This window comes from Nonlabens antarcticus, assembly GCF_015356755.1.
Classification (GTDB): domain Bacteria; phylum Bacteroidota; class Bacteroidia; order Flavobacteriales; family Flavobacteriaceae; genus Nonlabens; species Nonlabens antarcticus.
Genome location: NZ_JADFCO010000065.1, coordinates 349,982 through 374,995 on the forward strand (window position 1 = coordinate 349,982; position 25,014 = coordinate 374,995).

Below are 25,014 nucleotides of genomic sequence, written 5' to 3' on the forward strand. Positions count from 1 at the left end.
ATGGGGACAGCGCCCGAGTAAAAACATTACAGTGAAAGATCTTAATACTTTGTACATAATACTCAATACTGCGAGCGCAGCGAGCATAAAAATCTAATTACTAACTACTACATACTAAATACTGCGAGCGCAGCCAGCAAATGGACACTAAAGAACTCCTTAAAAAAGTACGCAAGATCGAGATCAAGACTCGGCGGTTGAGCGATGCCGTTTTTGGAGGCGAATACCACAGCGCCTTCAAAGGTCGTGGTATGACTTTTAGCGAGGTGCGTCAATACCAGTATGGCGATGATGTACGTAATATCGATTGGAATGTTACAGCGAGATATTCGGAACCTTATATTAAAGTTTTTGAAGAGGAGCGGGAGCTAACGTTAATGTTAGTTGCAGATGTGAGCGGTTCGACAATGTTCGGAACTCAGGAACAGATGAAGCGGGAAATTATTACAGAAATCAGCGCAACACTTGCTTTTAGTGCCTTGCAGAACAATGATAAAGTAGGATTGTTGTTATTTTCTGACCAGGTAGAATTGTTTCTCCCTCCCAAAAAAGGGAAATTCTACATTTTGAGAATTATTAGGGAATTGCTAGAATTCCAGCCGAAACATAAAACGACCAATATGGCCGCTGCGATGGAATACCTGGGCGGTGTGCTCAAGAAAAAAGCCATCGTTTTTGTGATGTCTGACTTTATGAGCGCCGATTATCAGAAATCGCTACAGATCGTGGGACGCAAGCACGATGTTACTGGAATCAGGGTGTTTGACAGTCGGGAAGAAGAGTTGCCAGCGATGGGATTGGTTCCTTTTGTAGATCAGGAAACTGGCCAGCAACGCATTATTAATACGGGTTCGCGATCGGTGCGCACTAAATATGCGGCGCATTTTAAAGAAAATGCCGCCTACTTCAAAACTGCGTTTACAAAAGCTGATGCCGGCGCGATCGACTTAGAAACGAGAGATAATTATACTACAAAACTTTTAGGATACTTTAAAAGACGATGAGAAGACTGCTATCCTTATACCTACTGCTACTCGCTGCAATGCCAGCTATAGCTCAATCGACTAAGATTGTTACGACTAAAATTGACCGCGACAGCATCATGATGGGCGAGGAAATCAAGGTTCAGGTGACCGTTGAGGCGACACCACAGGACCTGGTTGTTTTTCCCATCCAGCAAGCGATGGGTGCTCTCGAGGTGATCGAGGATTATCCGGTGGATACCATCCGCAAGAATGATAAGTTGCAATTATTCAAGCAGTACGGTATCACACAATTTGACAGCGGGAACTATTACATACCGCGATTGAAGATAATTTTCAATAGCAAAGAATTATTTACGGATAGCTTGCTTGTAAAGGTGCGCGAGGTGCAAACCGACACGACCGTCCAGAAAATGTTCCCTATTAAGGCAGATATTGATAACGATTATGAGCGACCGTTCAATTATTATGCGTTATTAATTCTACTGTTGTGGATTCCACTGGGGATTTTGTTTTGGTGGCTTTCGCGAAAGCGAACTCGTAAGACGTATGAGCAAACCTTACCGGCTTATGAATGGACGAAGTACCGTCTGGAAAATCTGGCCGAAAGTGGACTCGCCGAAGACCGGGAATGGAAAGAATATTATACGGAACTGACTTATGTGGTGCGGCGCTACATCGATACTAAAGTGTATGGACAGGCACTGGAAAGCACTACGGATCAGCTGATTGAAAATATAGAGAGTGAGACGGCGGCCAAAGGGGTTTCCATCACTGATAAGACCAAAGATCGTTTGCAAGTCCTTCTTAAAAAGGCAGATCTGATCAAATTTGCCGGGATGACTGGGGATGGGATTTCTGCCAAGGAAGATCGTCAGACCGCTAACGATATCATTTACAACATCCATCAGGTGCTGCCGCCACCGTCTGAGGAGGAATTGCTGCAGGACGTGAAATACCGAAAGTCACAGGATAGAAAGCGCAAGGTTAGAAAAGTGCTGATGTATATCGCTGGTGTAATTCTAGGATTAGCGATTGCCGTGGCTGCGTGGATCGTCTTTGTAGGCTATGAGAATGTAAAGGACCAGATATTAGGCAATCAACTGCGGGAATATTATGAGGGAACACGTTACATCAGTAGTTATGGGGTTCCTGAGGTAACATTAACGACACCGGAGATTTTAGAGCGCAGGGAAAACCTTCCGATGAGCGCCCAGTTTAAACAGGCGACCACCAGTCTGGATGGTTTTGCATTGAACAGTATGGATGATGATCTGTTTATGACGTTAATTACTTTCCAGATCAAAGGCGAGGGCCTTAAGGAAGGCGAGCAATTGCCTAAAGAAGTAATTACAGAACCTATCTATAAAAGTTTTGAGGATCAAGGGGCGACGAATATTCTAATGCTGGACGAGCCTGCAGAGCGCAACGGAATCAAAGGATTGAAACTGGAAGGAACTTTTGACTACGACGGAAAACAATATGAATATGAAGGTTATCTGTTTGCAAACGGAGCCTCGATCCAGCAAGTTATTATTGGACATGTTAAAGATGAAACTGCGGAAACCGATAAACAGTACGGACGATTGCTGCAAGAGCAAATTATCGCTTCCATGCAATTGAAACAACCACAACCAGAGGTAAAAGAGAAAGCGGAATGATGCAATGGTGGAATAAAATGGAGTTCGTGGACCCACAGATGTTTTGGTTGCTGTTGTTGCTGCCATTGATCATAGGCTATTACGTCTGGCAAGGCAAAAAGCAGAATGCAGATGTGCACATCTCATCACTTAAGGGTTTTGAGGGGTCGGATTCATTACTGGCCAAGTTGCGTCCCATGCTGCTGGTATTGCGATTGCTGGCACTTGCATTTATTATTGCAGGACTTGCAAGACCACAATCTACAGATGTGAATACAAAAACCAGTACGACTGAAGGAATTGACATTGTTCTAGCGGTGGATGTTAGTGCGAGCATGCTTGCTCAAGACCTGAAGCCGGACCGACTAGAAGCCACGAAACGTGTTGCGCTAGACTTTATAGAAGGACGTCCCAGTGATAGAATTGGCGTCGTAGTGTATGCAGGAGAAAGCTATACAAAGACGCCCATTACCACAGATCAGGGAATTACCAGACGCGCGGTGGAAGGCATTGAATATAACAATGTTCTAGAGAATGGAACTGCAATAGGAATGGGGCTTGCGACATCAGTGAACCGATTGAAAGAAAGCTTGTCTGACAGTAAAGTGATTATTTTAATGACAGACGGTGTGAACAATGCGGGATTTATCGACCCTAAAATTGCGTCGGAATTGGCTGTGGAATTTGGTATTAAAGTGTACACCATAGGAATAGGCACGAATGGAAACGCTCCATCACCAGTTGCTCAAAATCCGAATGGCAGTTTTCGCTTTGCGATGGCACCCGTAGAAATTGATGAAGGATTGATGAAACAGATTGCAGCAGATACTGGCGGAAAATACTATCGTGCTAGCAGCAATAGCAAGCTACAAGAGATTTATGACGAGATCGACCAGCTAGAAAAAACGGAAGTAGAGGAATTCAAATTCTATAATATTCAAGAAATGTTTAGACCGCTGGTATTGATCGCTTTGGGGTTATTAGGGATTGAGATGTTATTGAGGTATACGTTGTTTAGAACTGCGGCGTAGGTTTGGTTAACAGTTACTGATTGTCTGTTATCAGATGTCAGTCTGAGTTTTATTGAAGAATCAAGATACTAAAAAAGAGAAAACAATGTCAGTTCGAGCGCAGTCGAGAACAGTTCAGTTAGTACTAAGGAAGAAATGAAAAATATAATTACACTATTGATTCTAGGAGTTGCGCTTTCAATGAATGCACAAACGTCTGATTCATTGCAAACCACCAACAAACCAACTCAAAACTTCAACTCGGTTTTTGATGGGTATAAATATTCGTTGGATCTGAAAAATACGGTTAATGCAAAAAGTAAGTTGGCTTTTTCATCATACAACAAAACGACACGGTTGAATGATTTTTCCTTTATCAAGAATGATAGTTTGGTTTATGTGAAATCAAACGTGGTTTTGGAGAATAATTTTAGAGGAAGTAAGATTGATTCGTTTAATCCTTATGGAGTTGTGGATGTGAAGTATGGAATATTATTAGGTGCAATAAAATCAGTATTAAATAGCAAACAGTAATTACAGATATTTAATGATACTAGAAGAAAAAATATATTTCTGGCTGCTGCTTGCGATTCCCGTGATCGTGGTGCTGTTCTTGGGGCTTTCGTTCTGGAGGTTTAGGGCGCAGCGCAAGTTTGCGACGGTAGAAATGTTGAAGCATTTGATTCCTGATCGTTCGTGGTTTAAGCCCATTTTGAAGTTGGTGACCATTTGCGTAGCGGTAGTTTTTATTGTGATTGCATTAGTCAATCCTAAGGCGGGAACAAAGCTAGAAACCGTGGATCGTGAGGGAGTAGATATTGTTTTTGCGGTGGATGTTTCAAAGTCGATGCTTGCTGAGGATATTGCGCCCAGTCGTCTGCAAAAATCACAGCAACTAGTGACCCAAATCATCAATAATCTGGGGAGTGACCGCATCGGGTTGATCGCTTATGCGGGAAGTGCGGTGCCACAATTACCGATCACCACCGATTATGGTAGCGCTAAAATGTTCCTTCAAGCGCTTAACACAGACTTGATTTCCAGTCAGGGAACCGCAATTTCAGAGGCCATACAACTGGCCGAAAGTTATTACAGTGAGGATAGTAAGGCGTCTAAAGTTCTCGTTATCATTAGTGATGGGGAAGACCACGAGGGCGAGGCAATCTCTATGGCAGAAAATGCTGCAGACGAAGGTGTGCGCATCATTACTATAGGTGTAGGAACAGAAAAGGGTGGTACGATTCCAGAGAAAAGGAATGGTATCACGCAATCCTTCAAAAAGGATAATGAAGGCAATACAGTTATCACAAAACTGGATTCTAAAACTTTAAAGGAAATCGCAGACGCAGGCAACGGGATTTATATCAATGGTACGATTACTGCAGATGCTGTAGAGGCTTTACAAGAGGAGCTTTCTGGGATAGATAAGGTCGCTTTTGAGTCCCAACAGTATGCCGATTTTGTATCACAGTTCCAGTGGTTTTTAGGGATAGGGCTATTTTTCCTGATTTTGGAAATGTTTTATAGCAATAGAAAAACCTGGTGGATCAAAAAACTAAACTTGTTCAATGAATAAATTAGTGCAATATAGTCTCGTTTTAATTTTAGTTTGTGGTGTGTCCGCTTTCGCGAAAGCGCAATCACCACAACCCAATACCAAAGCTTATGAGGCAGCCATGGGTGAAGGGCTGGAGTATGCCAGTAACAAAGAATTCCCTAAAGCAGAGGCCTCCTACCGCAAGGCAAAGGCATTAAACCCGCAGGCGGCAGAGGCTTCCTATAATTTGGGTAACCTCTATTATGAGAATGATAAAAAATACAATGCTTCTGAAAATTACAGAGCTGCAGCAACAAATACAACTTCTAAAGCAGAAAAACATAAGGCGTTTCATAATATGGGCAACACTTTTATGGACAATAAGCAGTATTCAGAAGCGGTCGAAGCCTATAAAAGTGCATTACGCAACGATCCTACCGACGATGAAACGCGTTATAATCTAGCACTTGCTAAACAAGAAAAAGAAAAGCAAGGCGGCGGTGGCGGTGGCGGCGATGACAAACCGGACAAGGGTGATAATAAGGACGAAAACAAGAATAAAGAAGGCGATCAGGACGATAAGTCTGGTGGCGATAATAAAGGTGATAAAGAAAAAGAAGGAAAGGATAAAGACGGCGATAAAGGTGAAGGAAAAGACGATAAGAAGGGCGAGAATCAAGAAGGAAAAGATGGCGATGGTAAACCTAAAGAGCAAGAAGGGAAGCAACCGCAACGTGTGGAAGGCCAAATGACACCGCAACAAATACGTCAGATCCTGGAAGCGATGAATAACGAGGAACAAAAAATCCAGGATAAAATCAACGCCAAAAAAGTGAAAGGCAGCAAGAAAAAAACCGAAAAAGACTGGTAGATGAAGAATTTTCTAGCATTATTTTTATGGTTTACAGCCACCGTGGCCAGTGCACAAGTGAGTTTTACCGCAAGTGCAACCCGCGATGGAATTGCTCTCAATGAGCGACTGCGCGTTGAGTTTAAGATGAATGTCGATGGGGATAATTTCTCCCCTCCTAATTTTGCCGGTTTTAAGGTTGTGAGTGGGCCCATTACGGGAGTTCAACAGCGGTACGTTAATGGTGTGGGTAGTTTCAATAAATCCTATACCTATATTCTAGCGCCTACCAGCACAGGTCAAAAAACTATAGGAGGCGCTGCGATGACTTATAAAGGTGAAGATTATGAAACCGCGCCTTTTAATATTCAGATTTCTAAATCCATTGAAGACCCTAGGGAAACCGCAGGCGATGATCCCGTACGCGAGCTGGCAGGTCAAAACATCCATTTAGTTGCTGAGGTTTCTAATGCCTCGCCGTATTTAAACGAGGCGATTCGCGTAGTTTACAAACTTTATGTTTCTAACAACTCTGGCATCAACGGCTGGACAGAAACAGACAGCCCTAAATATGCCGATTTCTGGTCACAGAATATTGATAATCGCGATCAGCAGGTACGAGTGGGAACCTACAAGGGACAACAATATCGATACCTAGTATTGCGCGAGGCGATTTTATACCCGCAGAAGACTGGTAATTTAACGATTGAGCCACTAGTGCTGGACGTGAATGTTCAAATTCCATCTGGAAAAACAGATTTTTTTGGTAGACCATTTATGACTTCGGATAAATTGAAGGTAACTGCTGGCGGTCGAACTATAAATGTAAAAGATTTCCCACAAGCGGGAAGGCCGGCTAGTTTTAATGGAGCTGTAGGTCAGTTTGAATTTGCAGTTAACTTGAGCAAAGCGCAGCTGGAAGCGGGAGAAAGCCTTGTCGCTAGCGTCGTTGCAAAGGGAACCGGAAACCTGCAATTGATGTCCTTACCTAAACTGGAAGTGCCTGATAAGCTGGAAACGTATGAGCCAGAGCGGGTAGATAATACAAAAACGGCCTTTGATGGCGTGCGAGGTAGCATTCAGGACAATTATACAATTGTACCTCAATACGGCGGGACTTACACGATTCCTCCCGTAGAATTCAGCTATTTTGACCCTAGTACGCGTTCCTATAAAACCATCAATAGTGGTGAGAATAAGATTGAGGTTACCGGGCCAGCTGTAACTGCGGCTTCTGGAGGTACAAACACGCTGGAAGCAGAAGACACGTTTGCCTTCATAAAAACAAAAACCGATTTAGAATCCGTGGATTCTGAGCCATTTTTTGATACAACTATTTATTGGTCGATTGTGTGCGGTTTGTTTTTGTTGATTCCGCTGGTGTTGCTGGCTAAAAAACGACGGGAAGTTGTGGCTTCAGATGTTCAGGGTAGAAAGGTGAAAACGGCCAATAAGTTGAGTAAAAAGTACTTGAGTGAAGCGAGTAAGAATATTGGAAATTCAGAAGCTTTCTATGAGAGTTTAGAACGTGCGCTACATAATTTCTTAAAGTCAAAACTGCGCATTCCTACTGCCGAAATGACAAAGAACCGTGTGGATGAATTATTACAAAAGCGTTATGTGCAGCAAGAGGTGCGGCTGGAATTCATGTCGCTACTTTCTAGTGCAGAAATGGCTCGATATGCTCCTTCCACCGCGACAGATATGCAGCAGGACTATGATAAGGCGAGTCGTGTGATCAATCAGCTGGATAAACAACTAAATTGAAGAGAATGAAATTTCGGATTTTTATATTCTTATTTACGATGGCTGCTCTAGCAACCGCGCAGAATGTTAGTGATGAAAACGCTTTCGCGAAAGCGAACACCTCCTACACGGACGGTAATTATCAAGAGGCTATCAACTCCTATGAAACTATTTTGCAGTCTGGTAAACAGAGTGCCGAGTTGTTTTTCAACTTGGGTAATGCGCACTATAAACTCAACCAGGTAGGCCCAGCAGTCTACAATTATGAGCGCGCGTTACAGCTGAATCCAAGTGATAAAGAGATCAAAAATAACTTGAAATTTGCCCAGCAAATGCGCGTTGATGATGTACAGCCACTGGCAGAAAATCCAGTCAAAAAATTCTTGAAAGAGATGGCTACGTGGTTATCCATTGACATGTGGGCATACGTTAGCATTATGATGGCATTAGTTTGTGTACTGACATTCCTTTTGTACCATTATGCAACGACTACTGGAAAAAAGAGGCTGTTCTTATTACTTTCAATGGGTTTTTTAATAGCGATGATCCTCTCAGTGGTAGCCGCTACTTATTCACGTAATTTGATGGAGGAAGACACACAGGCCATAGTTTACAGCACAGAAACAGTGACAAGAGCAGAGCCTAAACCAGACGCAGATCCTAGCTTTGCAATTCATGAGGGGACAAAGGTGACCATTCTAGAAGAATATCAAGAATGGGCCCACGTGGAGCTGGCAAACGGTTCAAAATCCTGGATGCCGCTCGCTGATTTGAAGAAACTGTAATACGTTTAGTTGAGTCAATAGTGTTTTTATGGAGGCATCAAAATCCTTATACGCTGGAATAACCCGTTTATAGGGATTCTCACGGGTTTGTTCCTACCGCCGTTTAAATACTCAAAGCCCCATAAGTGAGGCTTATTCAAACACCTTATTAAGACACTCCCTAGAACATACCAATAGATTATTTCTTGACCCCATCGCTGCTAATTTGATAGCAAAGGCTTTCAATTTGATCTTGATGTATAGGCAATGCTCAACATTGATTCAAACTCTAAATTTTATATTATTTGGAAATTTTAGTTTGTTAATCTCGTAAGAATTTTAATTCAAAAATATATTCGAGTTCATCATTTTGTAATTGGGGTTTCATTGGAAAGGCGCAATAATATAAAATGTTATTGCTCTTATTTCTTAGGTAAGCATGTCCAAACAAAAAAACTTCAAGCGTTTCCGTATTATTAAGTGTTTATAAAATTAGTAACACTATTTTTACATGCTAATAGTATTACTATTAGATTTATAAAGATAGGATATGTTCAAGCATTTTAAAGGAGATTTATTTGGTGGATTGACAGCTGGTGTTGTGGCTTTGCCGCTAGCATTAGCATTTGGAGTTCAATCAGGTATGGGCGCTATCGCCGGATTATATGGCGCTATTTTCATAGGATTTTTTGCATCTCTCTTTGGTGGAACAAACACACAAATTTCTGGGCCTACCGCACCTATGACTGCTGTTAGTATGGTCATAATTGCTGGAATTGTTCAGGCAAACGAGGGTGTATTGGAAAATGCATTACCAGCAATCTTAGCCGTTTTCTTGATGGCTGGATTGATGCAAGTCAGTTTAGGAGCCTTGCGATTAGGGAAATACATAAAATACATACCTTATCCAGTAGTTTCAGGTTTTATGACGGGAATAGGCGTTATCATTTTAGTTACCCAAATACTGCCTGCAGTTGGTTATTACCCCAATCAAGACGAAGAATTTGTTGAAACCTTTAAACCCAAGGCAGAAGAGGTAATTCTTATCGATATCCTAGATAAGGAAACTGATGAGAATATTTTAGTATTGGAGGATTTTGAACAAACCGTCCGCCAGGCAAAAACGATAACGCAAGAACAAATACAAACCGAGGCAGAAACACTTGCAAAAAGTGATAGTAGCGGTGTCATAGGCGCTATTAAAACAATGCCTCGAGCCTTTAGTAATATTGATTTGACTGAATTAGGTATTGCTTTAATTACCGTATTGATCATTTTTGGTTTCAAACGCATCACATCTACCATTCCCTCTACTTTAATTGCTTTGCTAGGGGTTACTCTTGGGGTTTATTTTATAGGTATAGACGCTCGTAAATTGGGAGAAATACCGTCTGGATTACCTCTCCCAAATTTTGAGATTATAACGGGTTTTAGTTTTGCTGAGATATCACCCTATATTTTTATGGCATTGACGCTGGCGCTGTTGGGAGCAATTGATTCCTTATTGACCAGTGTAGTAGCAGATAACATGACAAAAACCAGACATAATCCTAATAAAGAACTCATTGGTCAAGGAATAGGAAATAGTGTAGCCTCTATCTTTGGAGGTATTCCTGGTGCTGGTGCGACAATAAGAACTGTTGTAAATATTAATTCTGGAGGAAAGACCAGGCTTTCGGGTATGGTAGCTGCAGTGTTGTTGCTAGTGATCGTTTTAGCCTTAGGAAGCTATGCTAGTGAAATCCCGAGCGCTGTTCTTGCGGGAATCTTGATAACCGTGGGAATAGGCGTCATGGATTATAAGGGATTGAAAGCATTACTTTCTATTCCTAAAAGTGACGTGTTGATTATGTTTACAGTATTAATACTGACAGTTACTTGGGATCTGGTTTATGCCGTGGGAATAGGACTTGTCATTGCTAGTTTGATTTTCATGAAAAAAATGGGGGATGTCAACGCCGAAAAATCAGGCATTAAAAAATTAAATGACGTGAATCACGATCATAATGAGCAAGAGGATTATAATAGAATTCCGGTAAGTCTGAGAGAAGAGGTTTATGTGAAAGAGTTGAATGGTCCATTATTCTTCGGGTACACTAGTGATTTTCAAAGCATGTCTACTGATATTCCTGACACGGCAACTCATGCCGTCATACGATTAGATAAGGTTCCATTTATGGATCAATCGGGATTATTTGCTATGGAAGATGTGATTTTATCCCTTATAGCTCGAAAAATAAAACCATTGCTAGTGGGTGTTCAAAAACAACCTAAATACAGGTTAGAAGCTATTGATATCATCCCAGACCTTGTATCTGAAGAACAAATTTTTGAAAATTATGAAGCTTGTCTAGAGTGGATGATAGACAATGTTGAGAACAAAGTCAAACCTGATGGAACTGCTGTAGCAGGAAAATAACAGTTTGCACATATTTTATAATATTCAAGAAAGCAAACCGCGAGATGCTTCGGTTTATTTTAGGTGCTAGATAGGTTCTGCTTGTCTCTTGGGTTTGCGATAAACAACAAATTCGGAATTTGAGATGAGTTCTACGTAACTTAAAAAACTACCATAAATCCAACTTAGTCGATAGAAGTTTATATAATTAATACTGCAGGAGAGACTGAAATTTGCACATTAGGAAGTCAAATCTTTTGAGATCGTTGATGGACTTATGATTAATGTCAGGCATACTTTTTCATGTACAAATCATCTTTACCGTTTTTTCCCGATCTGTAATTAAGAATTTTACATATTCTAGATAACTAGAATGATTTAATCCTAATTAGCCTTTGAATTCCGGCTAGAGTCTAACCTGAAAACGTCTAAAATATAGAAGGAATGGACATTGCCATTTACTCGATGTGAATTAATAGACGTAATTGATCCTTTATCAAGCTAAATGGCAGAAAGCGTATCTACTACCACAGAATCTTGCTCCTTATCAAGTTGATTTTCATAACCTCGCAATTGTTTATCAAGGTTATCAGCTTCTTCCATTATTTTAGGTAATAGGTAAGGCGCTACTGGCTCCACAAGCGGGTATAGAATACTATTATCTTTAGTTTCGGTTTTAACTACATCGACTTCACCTGCGGCACTGTTGATAAACATTAAAATCACGCTACCAATAAATGCTAATTTCACTAACCCAAAAGCGCCTCCAGCAATTTTGTTCAAAAAGCCCAGCTGGATCGTTTTAACTAATTTAGTAACAAGTTTGCCTACATAGGTAACCATTAGAATAATAATGCCAAATGTGATGATAAAACTGACAATAGTAATCGTTGAATCTTCCCATTCTGTATTGGTTAGAAGCCAGTCTGCTGCATAATTAGAGAAATGAATGGTACCGTAAATTGCGGCTACTAATGCTATTAAAGAAGTCAATTCCACGAAAAAGCCATTGAGAAACCCTTTCCAAAAACCCAGAAGTAATAGTAGTAATAAAGCAATGTCTAACCAATTCATGGGGCTAAGGTAACTAAACCTGATTTATTTGGGATGCGTTATGAAGAATGGGGCTGATAGATTTTTTTAATGATGATTTAGAATTTGAGGAGTAGAAGTAGGGATAAGAAAAAAGTTTTTTAAAACTTGCTTTTTGATCAAGGTAGAGGTATAAATATCAAGGGAGTTTTTATAAAAAAGTGTTGAAATGGAAATGGTTATCAATTGTCATTTTTATAAGATTTGATTCAACCTAAATCTTTATCACTTTCATTTTCAAGGTGCGGACTTTAGTCCACCCCTTGGAAAACATTCATCAGGAGTTATAATCGTACAATTCTACTATGATAAACTTAGTAGCGTTTTTATTTCATAAGGGTAGGCTTAAGCCTACCCTTATGAAATAACTATTAGAACACTTTACTGATCAGAGACGTCTCTGAAAATCCTTGAGACTTGAAGTCATCTACTTCTCCAAACTCTTCTTGATCTGCGCCATCAATTCTAATCCACCATTGTTCACAATGATTTCTGCCTGATCAAATGCAAATTTTTCTAGATCCTTCCAGTCCAGGCTATCACAAACTCCGCTTGTTTCAATGCGCTGTTTGCCGTCAAGTGACAGGAGACAGCCATTGACATGTAAACGTCCTTGATCGATTGTAGCTAGCGCTCCTATGGGAGCTGTACAACCACCTTCCAGACGACGTAAGAACATACGTTCAACATCAACACATTTTTGAGTGTTGAGATGGTTTAATTTACCTACCGCCTCTACGACTTCAGTATTGCTTTCCATTGCTGCAACCATCATGGCACCTTGCGCAGGAGCTGGTAAAAAACTGTCTAAGTGAGAGAATTCAAAACCGTAGGATCCTTTCAGGTTTTTAAGTATGTTAATGCGTTCTAGTCCAGCTTTGGCAAAAATAGCTGCGTTCCATTCCTTATTATCATGAAGCTTTGCAAGTCTAGTATTCACATTTCCGCGCAAATCAACCACTTTATGCTGCGGGTACATATTTAACCACTGTGATTTGCGACGCAAACTACCAGTCGCGATAGTCATGGGTTCGTCAGGGTTGAAAGAGGGTTTATAAACTAAAATATCCCGATGATCACCGCGCTCTAAAACTGCTGCTTGCATCATGCCTTTTGGCATTTGCGTGGGAACATCTTTCATGCTATGAACGGCGATGTCAATCTCTCCTTTCACCATAGATACATCTAGGGTTTTCGTAAAAATCCCAGTAATTCCCATCTCGTATAAAGGTTCGTCTAGGTTAAGATCGCCTTGTGATTTTACGGGAAGAAGTATGGTATCGTGACCTAGAGATTGAAGTTCGTTTTGAACCGTTCGTGCTTGCCACATGGCTAGTTCACTGTCTCGGGTTCCTATGCGTATTTGTTTACTCATGGAGTACTAGATGCTGGGCGTCCAGTTTGAAGACTTTATTAAGGAGCTCAATGGCTTCCTGGGTGTTCACGTCTTCATCACGCAGATGGTTTGCAAAATGTCCAGCTATTTTCTGAATAATGCGATCTGCGATAACATCGGCCTGTTCTTGATTGAAGTTATTTATTTTAGTGCGGTTGCTCTTGATTTCAGCTTCTTTAAAGGCAGAAAATTTCGATTTAAGAGCGAGCATGGTAGGCGCAAATTTGCGCGATTCCTGCCACGTATCAAATTCTGTGATAATAGTTTCTATAATTTCCTTTGCTTCGGGAATGAATCGGTTGCGATTTTGAAGTGCCTGATCTGTCATTACCGACAGCTCATCCAGATGGATCAATTTCACATTTTCTAATTCACTTACATCCATATCCACATTGCGAGGTATGGATAGATCGAGAATCAGTAAAGGTCTATTGGTAACAATTAAATTTTTCGCAACTGTTGGGTTTTGAGCTCCGGTAGCAACAATCATGATGTCTGTACCGGCTATCTCTTCCTCTAATTCGGCATAATCTTTTACGATAAGATCAAATTTCCCAGCCACACGCTCTGCCCGATCTTTAGTACGGTTGATCAGAGTGATTTTTTTATTATGGGTATGCTTGATTAGATTTTCACAGGTATTACGACCTATTTTTCCAGTTCCAAAAAGCAGAATCCGTTTCTCATTTCCATGCTCTACTTCATTAAGAATGTATTGAACACTGGCAAAAGAAACAGAAGTTGCACCGCTACTTAATCTTGTTTCGGTTTTAATGCGTTTGCTAGCCTGAATAACAGCATTAATCAATCGTTCCATATACGCATTGAGCATGCCTATTTTTTTTGATCTTCTAAAAGCCATTTTAAGCTGGCCTATAATTTCAAAATCTCCCAGAATCTGACTGTCCAGACCAGTTCCAACAAGGAATAAATGTCGGTTTGCTGCGTCACCTTCATAGATATTTCCTATTTTCTGAAAATCTTCTGCACTGCCATGAGAATGTTCACAAAGCAAAGAGATAAGATCATCTGCACAAGAAGCAAAACCGTAAAGCTCTGTACGGTTGCAAGTAGAAATTACCGCTAAAGATGGGCTTCTTCCTTTTTTTGCGTCGTCTACTAGGTTTTCAATTGCCGTTGAACTCAATGCAAACATTCCACGCATCCCAGCATCTGCTTTTTTATAGCTGATCCCGACACTGTAAAATGATAAGTGATTATGTGGCGCTTTGGGCATGTACTGGTTTTCCAATAGGTCGTAAAATTAGTCCCTACATTCCGTTAAAAGTAACGCTATAGGTTTCATTTTCGTCGCAATGTGCTACTTTTACTATTGTAATACCTAAGTATCAATAAAATCAGGGCTTTAGAAGAAGTCCGCTTTCGCGAAAGCGAACTATTTATAATGATTAAAAATAAGATTCAACATGATAAATACCGCTGCAAGTGCTGTGGAAGTGACCCATATAGAAGAGGGATTCCAAGTTGTTAGAATTAAGAACGAAACATCTGATAATGAACATTTTGAGCATGCTGTAGACCACACTTTTATACAGTTTCATTTTTGCCTCAAAGGGAGCGTTCAACTCGCTTTTAACGAAGGAAGTTATGAATTACCGTTGCAGGAGCAAAACTCATATTTGTTGTACAATCCCACTCGCGATCTCCCGGTAAACCTCAATGTGGCAGCGCACAGTTGGATAATTATTGTTCTCGTTTCCATAACAAAATTTCATTCTTTGTTTTCACCAGATGCAAATCACGTCAGTTTTTTGAGTTCTGAAAATCGGGACAAAAAATATTATGTTGATGGGAAGGTATCACCATCCATGGCGGTCGCACTGCATCAATTAATGAATTATAATCTGAATGATGCCATCAAGCGTCTGTATTTTAAGGGGAAGTCCTATGAACTTCTATCGTTATATTTTAATACTAAAGACGATCCAGATACAGAGGCCTGTCCGTTTTTAGTGGATGAAAAAAACATGGCTAAAATTAAGATGGCCAAAGACATCATCATCGAGCGCATGATAGACCCACCATCGCTAGCTGATCTTGCTTTGGAAATTGCCTTGCCACTCAAGAAATTAAAAGAAGGTTTCAAAGAGGTTTATGGCGATACGGTTTACGGTTTCTTGCTGGAACACAAACTGGAATATGCCCGTCAATTGCTTGATAGTGGTCAGCATAATGTGAATGAGGTAGGCTTAAAAGTGGGCTACAGCACAGGAAGTCATTTTATCAGCGCTTTTAAGAAAAAGTATGGGACGACGCCGAAAAAGTATGTTACGGCAGATTAATTACTGCTTTCGATACGCTTCATAAACCTGGCCTGCATCTATAGATTCTAATTTACCATGGCGCAGCATCCAGTTTTGATCACTGATTTGTATAACATTATCAAAATAATGGTCGGAAATGAGGATTCCTTTTTGGGATCCTTTTTCTTTTAGGAGTTCCTGAACCCGCTGTATCTGTAAGGGAGCAAGTCCTGAAAATGGTTCATCCAGCATTAAGAAAGGATGTGGTAAATAGAAAACCAACAAAAACTCCAGAAATCTACGTTCGCCCATGGAAAGCACGCCTACTTTTTTAGAATGCATGGGGTGTACCATGGGTTCGTATAGAATCTTGTCTTGATCTTCAGGTTCTGGATACCAGAATTGAACCACGTCTGTCACAGAAACACCTTTCATCACAAACGGATCCTGAGGTAGATAGCTAACAATCAAATTCTGCTGGTTGGAAATTTGCGTCTGCTTATCGTTAAGGTACGCGTTAAAAGTCGCTTTACGAATACTGCCAAAAAGACTTTGCATCAACGAGGATTTTCCAGCACCATTCAAACCTAGCAAGCCATATATCTTGCCTGTCTCTAGATCGAGGTCTATATTATTGAGAATTCTATTCCCACCATAGGAAAGGGATAAATCTGAGATGTGTAAGTGTTGACTATCCATAGAACATCCAGGATAAAAAGAATAATGGGATCGTTAAAGCCCAAATAAAAACGACTGCAAATACATACAATTCACGTTTTCTGATTCCTAAATTTTGAAATACAAAGCGCTCCTGTTTATAGAAGTAGTGATAGGCTAAAATTCCAAAAGGAATTCCTAAAGTCGCAAATGTGATGATCGTTATATCTAAAAGTCCTCGCGCCAACGTGGGAAAGGAAATGATAGCAGAGAATAAAGCCACTCTAAATGCAAACCAAAATTTTAAACGTGCGTATTTCACGATTTAAAAATAGGGAACTATTTCTTAAGTTGCTGCAATAACTGTTCGTAGGTTAAACTTGTCTCAGGATTGTTACGCAGGTATTTATACACCTTATCCTTAACAACTTCAGAAGCGCCTAATTCATCAAAAAGCCTAATGTCATTTTGCCAGTTTTTAAGGCTAGCCTTACGTATTCCAAGTTCCTGGCTGAGTAATGTTAGGCTTTTAATCTTTTGAAAGTTTTCCGTTTCTTTCATATGATTTATGTTATTGATGAGATCGCCATATGTCAAAAATTCTAGTCCTTTATCTTTAGTCATTTTCTTTAACAAGGTGGATAACGCATCAATACGCCCGAAAAATTTTACATCGTAAGCATCAAGCCCGCAAACTTTTAGTTTCTCCATTTCAATCGCTACAACCTGATCGCTTTGTAGCGAACCGTCAGATAAAAAGGTCATTTTTTGTGCAGATAATTTCTCGCAAGAAACGGACTCAGAAACTTTCATAGACACATTATTTTGTGCAAAAGAAGTACTGGCGACGCTGCAAAAAAGAACGAATAAAAGGGTTTTCAAATTCAAAGTTATTTAATGATGATTATGGTGTTAAAACCAATAAGGATGCCAAAATCTAACGCTTTAATTAAACTATTATTTGGTCATGTTATGTAAAAGCTGGGTTCTTCTTTATCTAAATATATCCCGCGCTACTCTAAACGTATTGGTATGAGCATCCACGATGTGCTTTATTTCTGGAGAGTAGCCGCCACCCATGCTGCATTGTACTGGTATGAAGGGTTTTGAGGCGTGTTCCGCTTTCGCGAAAGCGGAAAAGCTATAAGAATCCCGCTTTTTACAACCTTCTAATGTCATTCCTAAACGGCCTAATTTGTCGGTGGCTAGCACATCAACACCCGCTAAATAAAATATAAAATCTGGCTTTTCTTGAGCAATCAAATCGGGTAAATGATGCTGGAGTTCCTTTAAATAAGTGCCGTCATCAGTCCCATCTGGAAGAGCAATATCCAGATCTGATTGCTCCTTTTTAAATGGATAATTTCCTGCACCGTGCATGGAGAAGGTGAAAACGCTATCGTCGTTTTGGAATATTTGAGCAGTGCCGTTTCCTTGATGAACATCCAGATCAACAATCAAAATTTTCTCTGCGTGGCCGTGCTGTTGTAGATATCTGGAAGCAATCGCCTGATCGTGCAATAGGCAAAATGCCTCGCCATGATCGGTATAGGAATGATGAGTGCCACCAGCGATATTCATGGCTATTTTATGTTCCATGGCTTTTAGACAACCCTCTATAGTTCCCTGGGCAATGCGTAATTCGCGACTAATCAACTCGGCACTCAGAGGAAAGCCTAGCTTTCTGGCAGCACGCTTTTCCAGATTTAAGGTCTTGAGTTGCTCTAGGTATTCTGAAGTATGCACCCGCAACACATCTTTATCCTCACACAATCTGCTGGGTTCAAAAAAGTCAGTAGGTTGAGCAATTCCTTCATGTAGCAGCTGCTGTGGCAACAACTCATATTTAATCATGGGAAACCGGTGACCTTCTGGCAAGGGGTGTTTGTAGATAGGGTGGAAAGCAATGGGGAACATGTGAACCTCTTAGTTTAGAAATCTATAGTCGCAAGTTATTGCAGTTTCATAATTGAAGGACGTAAAAGGCTATAAAGATCTTCAAAATTCAGGAGATAAAGTACAGATAATTTATGATGTGTATCTTTGTTAGAAGTGATAACGAGGAGTTACTGTCGCAGACGTTATTTAATTGTCAACTTTAAATAATGATGATAACTGTTATGAATAAGATAGTTAATCGCATGAAATTTAGAATTGAAACGGTGTCATTGCTGTAGGTTTTCATTCTTATTGAGTGTGATATAAAATAGATATAAATCTAATACGTTTTACTAAAGACATAAAAATGAAACCTATGAAATATACATTGTGTTTATTGGCAGTTTTGTTCCTTGTGAGCTCCTGCAAGAATGAAGAAAGCAATCAAATTGATAACCTATCAGCTGATTTTGATCAGTTGACTGAACAAACTATTGAAGTTCACGATGAGGTTATGCCCAAAATGGGCGATTTAATGGAGCTAAGCACTCAAATTGATGAGCGGTCCAAGGTGGAAGATATCTCTGATGAAAAGAGACAAGAATTATTATTTATAAAATCTGATTTAGACGCTGCTCATACAGCAATGATGGACTGGATGAAAGATTATTCGACAGCATTTCCCTATGAAGCAGAGGAACCTTCCACAAAAGACGAGTTAGATAAAAAAATGCCAGTTCTTCAAGAATATTACAATGAAATGGAAGCTGTTAAAGAACAAATTAATGATGCGATTGCAATTGCAGAGCTAGCACTGAGCGGGTCTTAAGAGAAATCGTACTCTATTTCTTAACCTTATCTCAAAGAGACCTTTTGAACAGTCATAAAAGGTATCTTTGAGATAAGTTGTTTTATATATATGCTAGAAGCTGATAATCACGAATACGAAAAAGCAATCCTTGTAGGTGTCATCACACAGACACAAGATGAGGAAAAGCTAAATGAATACATGGACGAACTGGAATTCCTAGCCTTGACGGCGGGAGCTACAGTTTTGAAACGATTCAGCCAGAAAATGGCAAAACCAAATCCCAAAACTTTTATCGGTAAAGGGAAAATGGAAGAAATAGAGGCGTATGTCAAAGCTCATAATATCGACACCATCATCTTTGATGATGAACTTTCCCCAGCACAACAGCGCAATATTGAGAAAGTTCTCGAAGCTAAAATCCTGGATAGAACATATTTAATCTTAGATATTTTTGCACAACGTGCACAAACGAGCTACGCCCGTACTCAAGTAGAGCTGGCTCAATATGAATACTTACTACCTCGATTGGTAGGATTATGGACGCACCTTGAACGTCAAAAAGGGGGAATAGGAATGCGCGGGCCTGGGGAAACAGAGATTGAAACAGACAGGCGTATTGTACGGGACAGAATCACATTACTGAAAGCAAAGTTGATTAAAATTGACAAGCAAATGGCTACCCAGCGTGGTAATCGCGGGCAATTAGTCAGGGTGGCATTAGTAGGTTATACAAATGTGGGAAAAAGTACCCTCATGAATGTCGTGGCTAAAAGTGACGTATTTGCAGAGAATAAGCTTTTTGCAACATTAGATACTACGGTAAGAAAAGTAGTAGTAGGAAACTTGCCTTTTTTGTTGACAGATACCGTAGGATTTATACGTAAACTTCCCACACAATTGGTAGAATCTTTTAAATCGACACTGGATGAAGTTCGGGAATCAGATCTGTTGTTGCATGTGGTAGATATTTCTCACGAATCTTTTGAAGACCATATAGCATCTGTAAATAAGATATTAGATGAAATTGACGCCATTGATAAACCTACCATAATGGTTTTCAATAAAATTGATCAATATAAGGCGGAGGAATATGATGAAACCGACCTAATGATAGATCGATCCTCAGTTCATTATTCCCTAGAAGAATGGAAGAAAACCTGGATGTCTAGAACTGGTGATGAGGTTATTTTTATCAGTGCCATCGAGAAAGAGAATATGGAGGAATTCAGAAGAAAAGTTTACGATAAAGTAAGAGAGATTCATGTTTCCAGATTCCCATACAATGCGTTTTTGTATCCAGACATCATGGGTGACGAGGAAGAATAAATTAAAATAGACCATTTTAAACTAGGTCATTTATGGTAATCCATTACCTATGAAGAAAATTATTCTCTATGTTTTTTTAGGGCTCACAGTGGTTACGGTAGGAGGTTATTTCTACGTCAATCATTTAGTAAAGCAAAAAGTAGAGACATTTCTTGCAGACCAACTGTCACCACAAATAAATTTCACATACGGCGGTATTTACATGAGCACTTTTTCAGGGTTAATTTCTATTGAAGGAATTGACGCCAGATTTAGCAATAAAAATGATACTGTAATACACACGAGAGCAACGGTTGATAAGCTTGAATTATCCGGTTTTGCCTATTGGAATTACTTTGTGAATGACCAGATCCAGTTTGATCATATTGAGATTAATGAAAATAATATCGTTTATTTCAAGGACAAGTTTATAAAAGCCCAAAAATCAAATAGTGACAAGCAAGATCCATTAGCAAAAATTGACAAAAGTGTTTTAGTAAGCTCCCTCTCTATAGGCAATACTAGTTTTACCATGTACGACGCAAGTAAAGATTCTGTGGTGCTTCATATTTCAAAAGCAGCGCTATCCATGAAGGATATTCGTACAGATGCATCTATCATTAAGCAACGCATTCCTATTACTTATGATCAGATAAGTCTAGCTAGCGACTCCTTATTCTTAAAGATCAGTCCTTATGAAGATTTGAACATTAAGAGCCTAAATATAGCAGATGATGCTGTTACCATTAAGGATTTATCAATACTTCCCAAATATTCTAAGCAAGAATATTCAAGAATTTTACCTAAGGAACGGGATTATACCGTATTAAAAATTCCAAGCATCAATATTATGGGCTACGAATTTGGGTTTAATCAAGAGAACCTATTTTTTAATGTGCAAAAGGTGGAAGTCGATAAACCAGACTTATCTATTTATAGGGATAAATTAGTTGCAGATGATTTATCAGTAAAGCCTTTATATAGTAAAATGCTGCGGGATCTGAAAATGCAATTGATGGTGGATAGCATTTTGATTTCAAAAAGTCATATTGTATATGAAGAAAAGGTAAAATCAGACAAATCAGCGGGAAGCATTGAGTTTACTGATTTAAATCTTGATATGGCTGCAGTGGGTAACGTTCAAGAAAAGGGGCGATTAACATCCATAACTGCCGACGGTTTATTTCAAGAAAGTAATATCCACGTAGACTGGAGTTTTGACGTGCATAATGTAAACGATGCGTTTCGATTTAGTGGTAACATAGGAAAGCTTCCAGCATCGAATATTAACTCTTTCGTGCGTCCCAATCTAAACGTAGAATTTGAGGGAACGTTAGAGGAAATCTATTTTGACATTTCTGGAAATAACAATACCTCACAAACAGCAATGAAAATGGCCTATGACGACTTCAAGGTCAATCTGATGCGTAAAAATAATTCTGGTGTTAATAAATTTTTATCTGGAATCGCAAATCTATTTGTTGCTAAAGACAGCAAAGATGATGGGGAGAAATACCGTGATGGAAACGGCAACGCAGAACGCAACAAAGATCAATCAGTTTTCAATTTTGTATGGATCAGTATTTTATCAGCATTATTGAAAACCATGACTTAGTTAGACAGTAAGGTAATGGTTCAGTAAGATCCTTTATAAATATGTTCTGTAATAACTTAAAACCATATGATCTCGTAGTTCAGCAGATTAATTAATATTGTAAAAAGAACAATTTTCGCTTTCGCGAAAGCGAACTTATCGGCATTTCAGCACCTAATTACACGCTTGATTCTATAACGTATAGCTCAATCCCAGTCCTGAAACCTCACGGATCTGGAAAGCTCCCACGGCATTATCATCATAGATGGCTTGAAAAATAAATTTAGCACTCACAAAATCGTTCACTTTCATTTTAATATGAGCGAGATAATTAATATCCACGTTTCCCGGACTCTTTAAATAATTTGAATACAAGGATAGTTTATTACCTATGGTGATATTTTCTACAATGGTAAAGTTATAAGTTGCGTTAAGGGAAGCCCCTAGTTCATAACGTCGTTCCTGCCCAGCTGCAACGCCAAAATAGCTCTCATCCACATAGTCTGGCGCAGAGGTAAACTGATCATCAACCATGATTAAACGAGCGGTAGAAGGTGCTAGATTCAGAGTGAAAAAATCGCCTTTTTTATATAAATATCCAGGACCGGCCTGAATGTATCCAGGGGAAAAAAAGTTTGTACGTTCCTTGCGCTGCACAATGCCTAGACTGTCCTTTTTATAGGTATAACCTTTAGTAGCCTGACTCATAGCATTAACAAAGAAGGAGTAATAAGCAGAATCATCTCCTTCATTTACTTCATATCCATAAACACTATTAAATTCAATACGATCATTTGTTTTACGGGTAAAACGATCTTCATCTTGTTTAGTCAATCCGTATTCAACAATCAATGAATTTTCCCATCGGGCGCGATTCTCTGTATAGTTCAATTCAATATTTGCATTGAGGTTTCCTGCGACACTTGACGTCCCACCACCTGTCCAGTTATTATTGAAAGCAGATTGATTGAATAAAAATTGAAAAGTTCCAGTATTATTCCAACCGTTAACTGGTTGGTTCTCATCGTCCCCTGCGTCCTGAGAAAGGGCAGGACTAACAACCATAAGCATTAAAATAAAGCACATCCAGAACTTCATAGGTATATATTTTACTATCTAGCGCAAAGATAAAAAGTTAACAGCTGTTATAAGGCTATAAATTTGCTAAATGCCCGGTAATTATTTGATACATAATATGATATCAGCTAAGATATTCCATCTGTATCATGAGCATACCTTTCATAAAATCACAAGTCGGCAATTTTATAATTTATAATTAAGACCCAGCCCGAAGACTTCTCTAATCTGGAATGCACCTACTGCATTGTCATCATAAATTGCCTGAAACACTAAGTTAGCACTTAACCATTCGTTTACCTTCATGTTTACCGCAGCAGAATAATTGATGTCAACATTTCCAGGCTTGTCCAGATAATTAGAATACAGCAACAAGACATTGTCCATTGTTATATTTTCTGCGATGGTAAATTTGTAAAGTGCATTTATAGAAGCACCAAATTCAAATCGAGAACTGTCTCCAGCATCCACCCCAAAATAATCACCATCGACATAATCAGCAGTAGTTGTAAATTGATTATCTACTAGAATTATTCGTGAGGTTGCAGGGGCAATGTTTACGGTAAAATTCTCATCCTCTTTATATAGTAAACCTGGACCGGCCTGAAAATATCCAGGTGATAATATGTGAGTACGTTCAGTTCTAATAGGTTCACCAGTTATGGGATCCTCTCCAAAGTCGTATCCTTTAGTAAATTGCGTCAACGCGTTAACAAAGAAAGAATAGGACCATTTATTTTCTTCAGATAACTTATACCCGTAAACAGAATTGAGTTCTAGTCGATCGTTTGTTTTTTTTATGAAATCATCGCCGTCCTGTTTAGTAATACCGTATTCTGCTATAATTTTATTGTCCCAACTAGTACGGTCTTTGAGGTAGTTAAAGTTATAATTCACACCCGCATTTCCAGCTATACTTGAGGTCCCGCCACCTGTCCACTCTGCGTTAAAAGCAGATTGATTTATCAATAGTTGAAAAGCTCCTTCCTTAGTCCATCCTTCTTTTTGTTTCTCAGAATCATCATCTTGTGCTGTAACACCTGAAATAATAAAGAAAAATAGGATGGTAAATAATACCTTTTGCATGTTCAAATTATTTATAAGAACCAAAATTAAGGCACTTTTTGATAATTATACAAATACTGTAGATTAATAAAGGCCTTAATTTAAAGGATTGAAATTATTTAGGCTTTTTAAATACAGGAACAGAAGAACACGCCTCACCATACATAACGCTACTTGCTACGCTTTTCAGCTTGTTAGTAATCATCATATAGGCAGCAACTGGAACCGGTTTTTTAGAGCAACCTTTAACAATAACCGGCAAGTTTTCAAAATGAGATAAATCTAAATCTTTGATAATATCACGATAGATCTCTGTCTCTAAATCTTCAAGAGTACCGTAAACTATAGTTGCTGCATAACTTGAAACTTCCGCTTGAAGGAGCATCCATGCCCACGGTGGTATTATCGCGTTCGTACTACAGTTAAGGGCGACATGATGATTTTGATAAACGGAGAAGTCTGTGGTTTTTACGCTTTCGCGAAAGCGGGATTCAACCAGCACTAAACCTTCCATTAACCACTGGGAAACATCAATCTCAATGCGCGTGCCTGGCGCATAATAATCCTCGAGATCAAAGTTCTTGAGTTTAGAATTAGCCACTCTATTGATGATTTCTTCTCTCATATTACAGCATTCCTAGCTCAAGCTTTGCTTCTTCACTCATAAGATCCTTATTCCATGGTGGATCAAAAGTGATTTCAACTTCAGCGTCTTTAACTTCTTTAAGCGATTTTATCTTTTCTTCTACTTCCATAGGTAGCGACTCTGCCACTGGACAGTTGGGAGATGTTAATGTCATCAAGACTTTTACTTCTGCCTCATCACTTACCATAATATCATATATCAATCCCAGCTCGTAGATATCTACTGGGATTTCAGGATCGTATATGGTTTTAATAACGCGAAGGACTTTTTCGCCTATTTCTTGTCCGTTTATTTCTTCCAT

Annotated in this window: 24 protein-coding genes; 13 read left to right on the plus strand and 11 right to left on the minus strand. The window is 39.4% G+C overall.

What is annotated here, in order from left to right; genetic code table 11:
* Positions 1 to 140: 140 nt before the first annotated feature.
* From IQ282_RS09665 to IQ282_RS09705, 9 genes are all read left to right on the plus strand, one after another.
* A complete protein-coding gene (locus tag IQ282_RS09665) occupies positions 141 to 1,004 on the plus strand; it encodes a DUF58 domain-containing protein (protein WP_194851655.1) in 864 nt (287 codons plus the stop codon).
* Entirely contained in the window at positions 1,001 to 2,644 is a 1,644-nt protein-coding gene (locus tag IQ282_RS09670) for a hypothetical protein (RefSeq protein WP_194851656.1), read from the plus strand. Before IQ282_RS09665 ends, IQ282_RS09670 begins: the two co-directional genes overlap by 4 nt.
* Positions 2,641 to 3,654, plus strand: a complete 1,014-nt coding sequence (locus IQ282_RS09675; protein WP_194851657.1) for a VWA domain-containing protein — start codon at positions 2,641 to 2,643, stop codon at positions 3,652 to 3,654. The genes IQ282_RS09670 and IQ282_RS09675 overlap by 4 nt, the downstream gene beginning before the upstream one ends.
* Before the next feature lie 135 nt (positions 3,655 to 3,789).
* Positions 3,790 to 4,167 carry a hypothetical protein gene (locus tag IQ282_RS09680; RefSeq protein ID WP_194851658.1) on the plus strand — a complete coding sequence of 126 codons (378 nt, stop codon included), beginning with the start codon at positions 3,790 to 3,792 and terminating at the stop codon, positions 4,165 to 4,167.
* A 13-nt stretch (positions 4,168 to 4,180) separates the two neighbouring features.
* Positions 4,181 to 5,209 (plus strand): vWA domain-containing protein, encoded by a 1,029-nt coding sequence (locus IQ282_RS09685; protein ID WP_194851659.1) that lies wholly within the window; start codon positions 4,181 to 4,183, stop codon positions 5,207 to 5,209.
* The gene (locus tag IQ282_RS09690) at positions 5,202 to 6,041 is read left to right on the plus strand and encodes a tetratricopeptide repeat protein (protein ID WP_194851660.1); all 840 of its coding nucleotides are present in this window, start codon (positions 5,202 to 5,204) and stop codon (positions 6,039 to 6,041) included. The genes IQ282_RS09685 and IQ282_RS09690 overlap by 8 nt, the downstream gene beginning before the upstream one ends.
* Positions 6,042 to 7,787 (plus strand): BatD family protein, encoded by a 1,746-nt coding sequence (locus IQ282_RS09695; RefSeq protein ID WP_194851661.1) that lies wholly within the window; start codon positions 6,042 to 6,044, stop codon positions 7,785 to 7,787. It begins immediately after the preceding gene.
* A 5-nt stretch (positions 7,788 to 7,792) separates the two neighbouring features.
* Complete coding sequence (locus IQ282_RS09700; RefSeq protein ID WP_194851662.1) at positions 7,793 to 8,551, plus strand: tetratricopeptide repeat protein; 759 nt, start codon at positions 7,793 to 7,795, stop codon at positions 8,549 to 8,551.
* A 529-nt stretch (positions 8,552 to 9,080) separates the two neighbouring features.
* Positions 9,081 to 10,949, plus strand: a complete 1,869-nt coding sequence (locus tag IQ282_RS09705; RefSeq protein ID WP_194851663.1) for a SulP family inorganic anion transporter — start codon at positions 9,081 to 9,083, stop codon at positions 10,947 to 10,949.
* 480 nt (positions 10,950 to 11,429) lie between these two features.
* On the opposite strand, the gene IQ282_RS09710 is transcribed toward IQ282_RS09705, so the two are convergent.
* The 3 genes from IQ282_RS09710 to hemA all read right to left on the minus strand — a co-directional run bounded on the left by IQ282_RS09710 (position 11,430) and on the right by hemA (position 14,653).
* Positions 11,430 to 12,002, minus strand: coding sequence for a CvpA family protein (locus IQ282_RS09710; RefSeq protein ID WP_194851664.1), 573 nt, complete (start codon positions 12,000 to 12,002; stop codon positions 11,430 to 11,432).
* A gap of 445 nt (positions 12,003 to 12,447) precedes the next feature.
* The gene (hemC, locus tag IQ282_RS09715) at positions 12,448 to 13,395 is read right to left on the minus strand and encodes a hydroxymethylbilane synthase (RefSeq protein ID WP_194851665.1); all 948 of its coding nucleotides are present in this window, start codon (positions 13,393 to 13,395) and stop codon (positions 12,448 to 12,450) included.
* Positions 13,388 to 14,653, minus strand: a complete 1,266-nt coding sequence (hemA, locus tag IQ282_RS09720) for a glutamyl-tRNA reductase (RefSeq protein WP_194851666.1) — start codon at positions 14,651 to 14,653, stop codon at positions 13,388 to 13,390. Before hemA ends, hemC begins: the two co-directional genes overlap by 8 nt.
* Before the next feature lie 190 nt (positions 14,654 to 14,843).
* Between hemA and IQ282_RS09725 the strand changes: the two genes are divergently transcribed.
* Positions 14,844 to 15,719, plus strand: a complete 876-nt coding sequence (locus IQ282_RS09725; RefSeq protein ID WP_194851667.1) for a helix-turn-helix transcriptional regulator — start codon at positions 14,844 to 14,846, stop codon at positions 15,717 to 15,719.
* Here IQ282_RS09725 and IQ282_RS09730 read toward each other — a convergent pair whose 3' ends face one another.
* The 4 genes from IQ282_RS09730 to IQ282_RS09745 all read right to left on the minus strand — a co-directional run bounded on the left by IQ282_RS09730 (position 15,720) and on the right by IQ282_RS09745 (position 18,254).
* Entirely contained in the window at positions 15,720 to 16,379 is a 660-nt protein-coding gene (locus tag IQ282_RS09730) for an ATP-binding cassette domain-containing protein (protein ID WP_194851668.1), read from the minus strand. It lies immediately after the preceding gene.
* Positions 16,372 to 16,659, minus strand: a complete 288-nt coding sequence (locus tag IQ282_RS09735; protein WP_194851669.1) for a hypothetical protein — start codon at positions 16,657 to 16,659, stop codon at positions 16,372 to 16,374. The genes IQ282_RS09730 and IQ282_RS09735 overlap by 8 nt, the downstream gene beginning before the upstream one ends.
* A 17-nt stretch (positions 16,660 to 16,676) precedes the next feature.
* The gene (locus IQ282_RS09740; protein WP_194851670.1) at positions 16,677 to 17,150 is read right to left on the minus strand and encodes a hypothetical protein; all 474 of its coding nucleotides are present in this window, start codon (positions 17,148 to 17,150) and stop codon (positions 16,677 to 16,679) included.
* A 180-nt stretch (positions 17,151 to 17,330) separates the two neighbouring features.
* Positions 17,331 to 18,254: a histone deacetylase family protein gene (locus tag IQ282_RS09745; protein ID WP_194851671.1), complete on the minus strand. Its 924-nt coding sequence runs from the start codon at positions 18,252 to 18,254 to the stop codon at positions 17,331 to 17,333.
* Positions 18,255 to 18,591: 337 nt separating this feature from the next.
* Here IQ282_RS09745 and IQ282_RS09750 point away from each other — a divergent pair, with 337 nt between their 5' ends.
* From IQ282_RS09750 to IQ282_RS09760, 3 genes are all read left to right on the plus strand, one after another.
* On the plus strand, positions 18,592 to 19,044 hold the full coding sequence (locus tag IQ282_RS09750) for a hypothetical protein (protein WP_194851672.1): 453 nt from the start codon (positions 18,592 to 18,594) through the stop codon (positions 19,042 to 19,044).
* Between the two features lie 90 nt (positions 19,045 to 19,134).
* Complete coding sequence (hflX, locus tag IQ282_RS09755) at positions 19,135 to 20,352, plus strand: GTPase HflX (protein ID WP_194851673.1); 1,218 nt, start codon at positions 19,135 to 19,137, stop codon at positions 20,350 to 20,352.
* 49 nt (positions 20,353 to 20,401) lie between these two features.
* On the plus strand, positions 20,402 to 21,946 hold the full coding sequence (locus IQ282_RS09760; protein ID WP_194851674.1) for a hypothetical protein: 1,545 nt from the start codon (positions 20,402 to 20,404) through the stop codon (positions 21,944 to 21,946).
* Between the two features lie 171 nt (positions 21,947 to 22,117).
* On the opposite strand, the gene IQ282_RS09765 is transcribed toward IQ282_RS09760, so the two are convergent.
* The 4 genes from IQ282_RS09765 to IQ282_RS09780 all read right to left on the minus strand — a co-directional run bounded on the left by IQ282_RS09765 (position 22,118) and on the right by IQ282_RS09780 (position 25,014).
* A complete protein-coding gene (locus IQ282_RS09765; protein ID WP_194851675.1) occupies positions 22,118 to 23,023 on the minus strand; it encodes a DUF3078 domain-containing protein in 906 nt (301 codons plus the stop codon).
* 165 nt (positions 23,024 to 23,188) lie between these two features.
* Positions 23,189 to 24,088, minus strand: coding sequence for a DUF3078 domain-containing protein (locus IQ282_RS09770; protein WP_194851676.1), 900 nt, complete (start codon positions 24,086 to 24,088; stop codon positions 23,189 to 23,191).
* A gap of 94 nt (positions 24,089 to 24,182) precedes the next feature.
* Entirely contained in the window at positions 24,183 to 24,692 is a 510-nt protein-coding gene (locus tag IQ282_RS09775; RefSeq protein WP_194851677.1) for a DUF2480 family protein, read from the minus strand.
* A gap of 1 nt (position 24,693) precedes the next feature.
* Positions 24,694 to 25,014: an iron-sulfur cluster assembly protein gene (locus IQ282_RS09780; protein ID WP_194851678.1), complete on the minus strand. Its 321-nt coding sequence runs from the start codon at positions 25,012 to 25,014 to the stop codon at positions 24,694 to 24,696.

Bases quoted from the DNA above. Each gene is read 5' to 3' on its own strand.
- IQ282_RS09665 (WP_194851655.1), top strand. From the start codon at position 141: ATGGACACTAAAGAACTCCTTAAAAAAGTACGCAAGATCGAGATCAAG.
- IQ282_RS09670 (WP_194851656.1), top strand. From the start codon at position 1,001: ATGAGAAGACTGCTATCCTTATACCTACTGCTACTCGCTGCAATGCCA.
- IQ282_RS09675 (WP_194851657.1), top strand. From the start codon at position 2,641: ATGATGCAATGGTGGAATAAAATGGAGTTCGTGGACCCACAGATGTTT.
- IQ282_RS09680 (WP_194851658.1), top strand. From the start codon at position 3,790: ATGAAAAATATAATTACACTATTGATTCTAGGAGTTGCGCTTTCAATG.
- IQ282_RS09685 (WP_194851659.1), top strand. From the start codon at position 4,181: ATGATACTAGAAGAAAAAATATATTTCTGGCTGCTGCTTGCGATTCCC.
- IQ282_RS09690 (WP_194851660.1), top strand. From the start codon at position 5,202: ATGAATAAATTAGTGCAATATAGTCTCGTTTTAATTTTAGTTTGTGGT.
- IQ282_RS09695 (WP_194851661.1), top strand. From the start codon at position 6,042: ATGAAGAATTTTCTAGCATTATTTTTATGGTTTACAGCCACCGTGGCC.
- IQ282_RS09700 (WP_194851662.1), top strand. From the start codon at position 7,793: ATGAAATTTCGGATTTTTATATTCTTATTTACGATGGCTGCTCTAGCA.
- IQ282_RS09705 (WP_194851663.1), top strand. From the start codon at position 9,081: ATGTTCAAGCATTTTAAAGGAGATTTATTTGGTGGATTGACAGCTGGT.
- IQ282_RS09710 (WP_194851664.1), bottom strand. From the start codon at position 12,002: ATGAATTGGTTAGACATTGCTTTATTACTACTATTACTTCTGGGTTTT.
- hemC (WP_194851665.1), bottom strand. From the start codon at position 13,395: ATGAGTAAACAAATACGCATAGGAACCCGAGACAGTGAACTAGCCATG.
- hemA (WP_194851666.1), bottom strand. From the start codon at position 14,653: ATGCCCAAAGCGCCACATAATCACTTATCATTTTACAGTGTCGGGATC.
- IQ282_RS09725 (WP_194851667.1), top strand. From the start codon at position 14,844: ATGATAAATACCGCTGCAAGTGCTGTGGAAGTGACCCATATAGAAGAG.
- IQ282_RS09730 (WP_194851668.1), bottom strand. From the start codon at position 16,379: ATGGATAGTCAACACTTACACATCTCAGATTTATCCCTTTCCTATGGT.
- IQ282_RS09740 (WP_194851670.1), bottom strand. From the start codon at position 17,150: ATGAAAGTTTCTGAGTCCGTTTCTTGCGAGAAATTATCTGCACAAAAA.
- IQ282_RS09745 (WP_194851671.1), bottom strand. From the start codon at position 18,254: ATGTTCCCCATTGCTTTCCACCCTATCTACAAACACCCCTTGCCAGAA.
- IQ282_RS09750 (WP_194851672.1), top strand. From the start codon at position 18,592: ATGAAATATACATTGTGTTTATTGGCAGTTTTGTTCCTTGTGAGCTCC.
- hflX (WP_194851673.1), top strand. From the start codon at position 19,135: ATGCTAGAAGCTGATAATCACGAATACGAAAAAGCAATCCTTGTAGGT.
- IQ282_RS09760 (WP_194851674.1), top strand. From the start codon at position 20,402: ATGAAGAAAATTATTCTCTATGTTTTTTTAGGGCTCACAGTGGTTACG.
- IQ282_RS09765 (WP_194851675.1), bottom strand. From the start codon at position 23,023: ATGAAGTTCTGGATGTGCTTTATTTTAATGCTTATGGTTGTTAGTCCT.
- IQ282_RS09770 (WP_194851676.1), bottom strand. From the start codon at position 24,088: ATGCAAAAGGTATTATTTACCATCCTATTTTTCTTTATTATTTCAGGT.
- IQ282_RS09775 (WP_194851677.1), bottom strand. From the start codon at position 24,692: ATGAGAGAAGAAATCATCAATAGAGTGGCTAATTCTAAACTCAAGAAC.
- IQ282_RS09780 (WP_194851678.1), bottom strand. From the start codon at position 25,014: ATGGAAGAAATAAACGGACAAGAAATAGGCGAAAAAGTCCTTCGCGTT.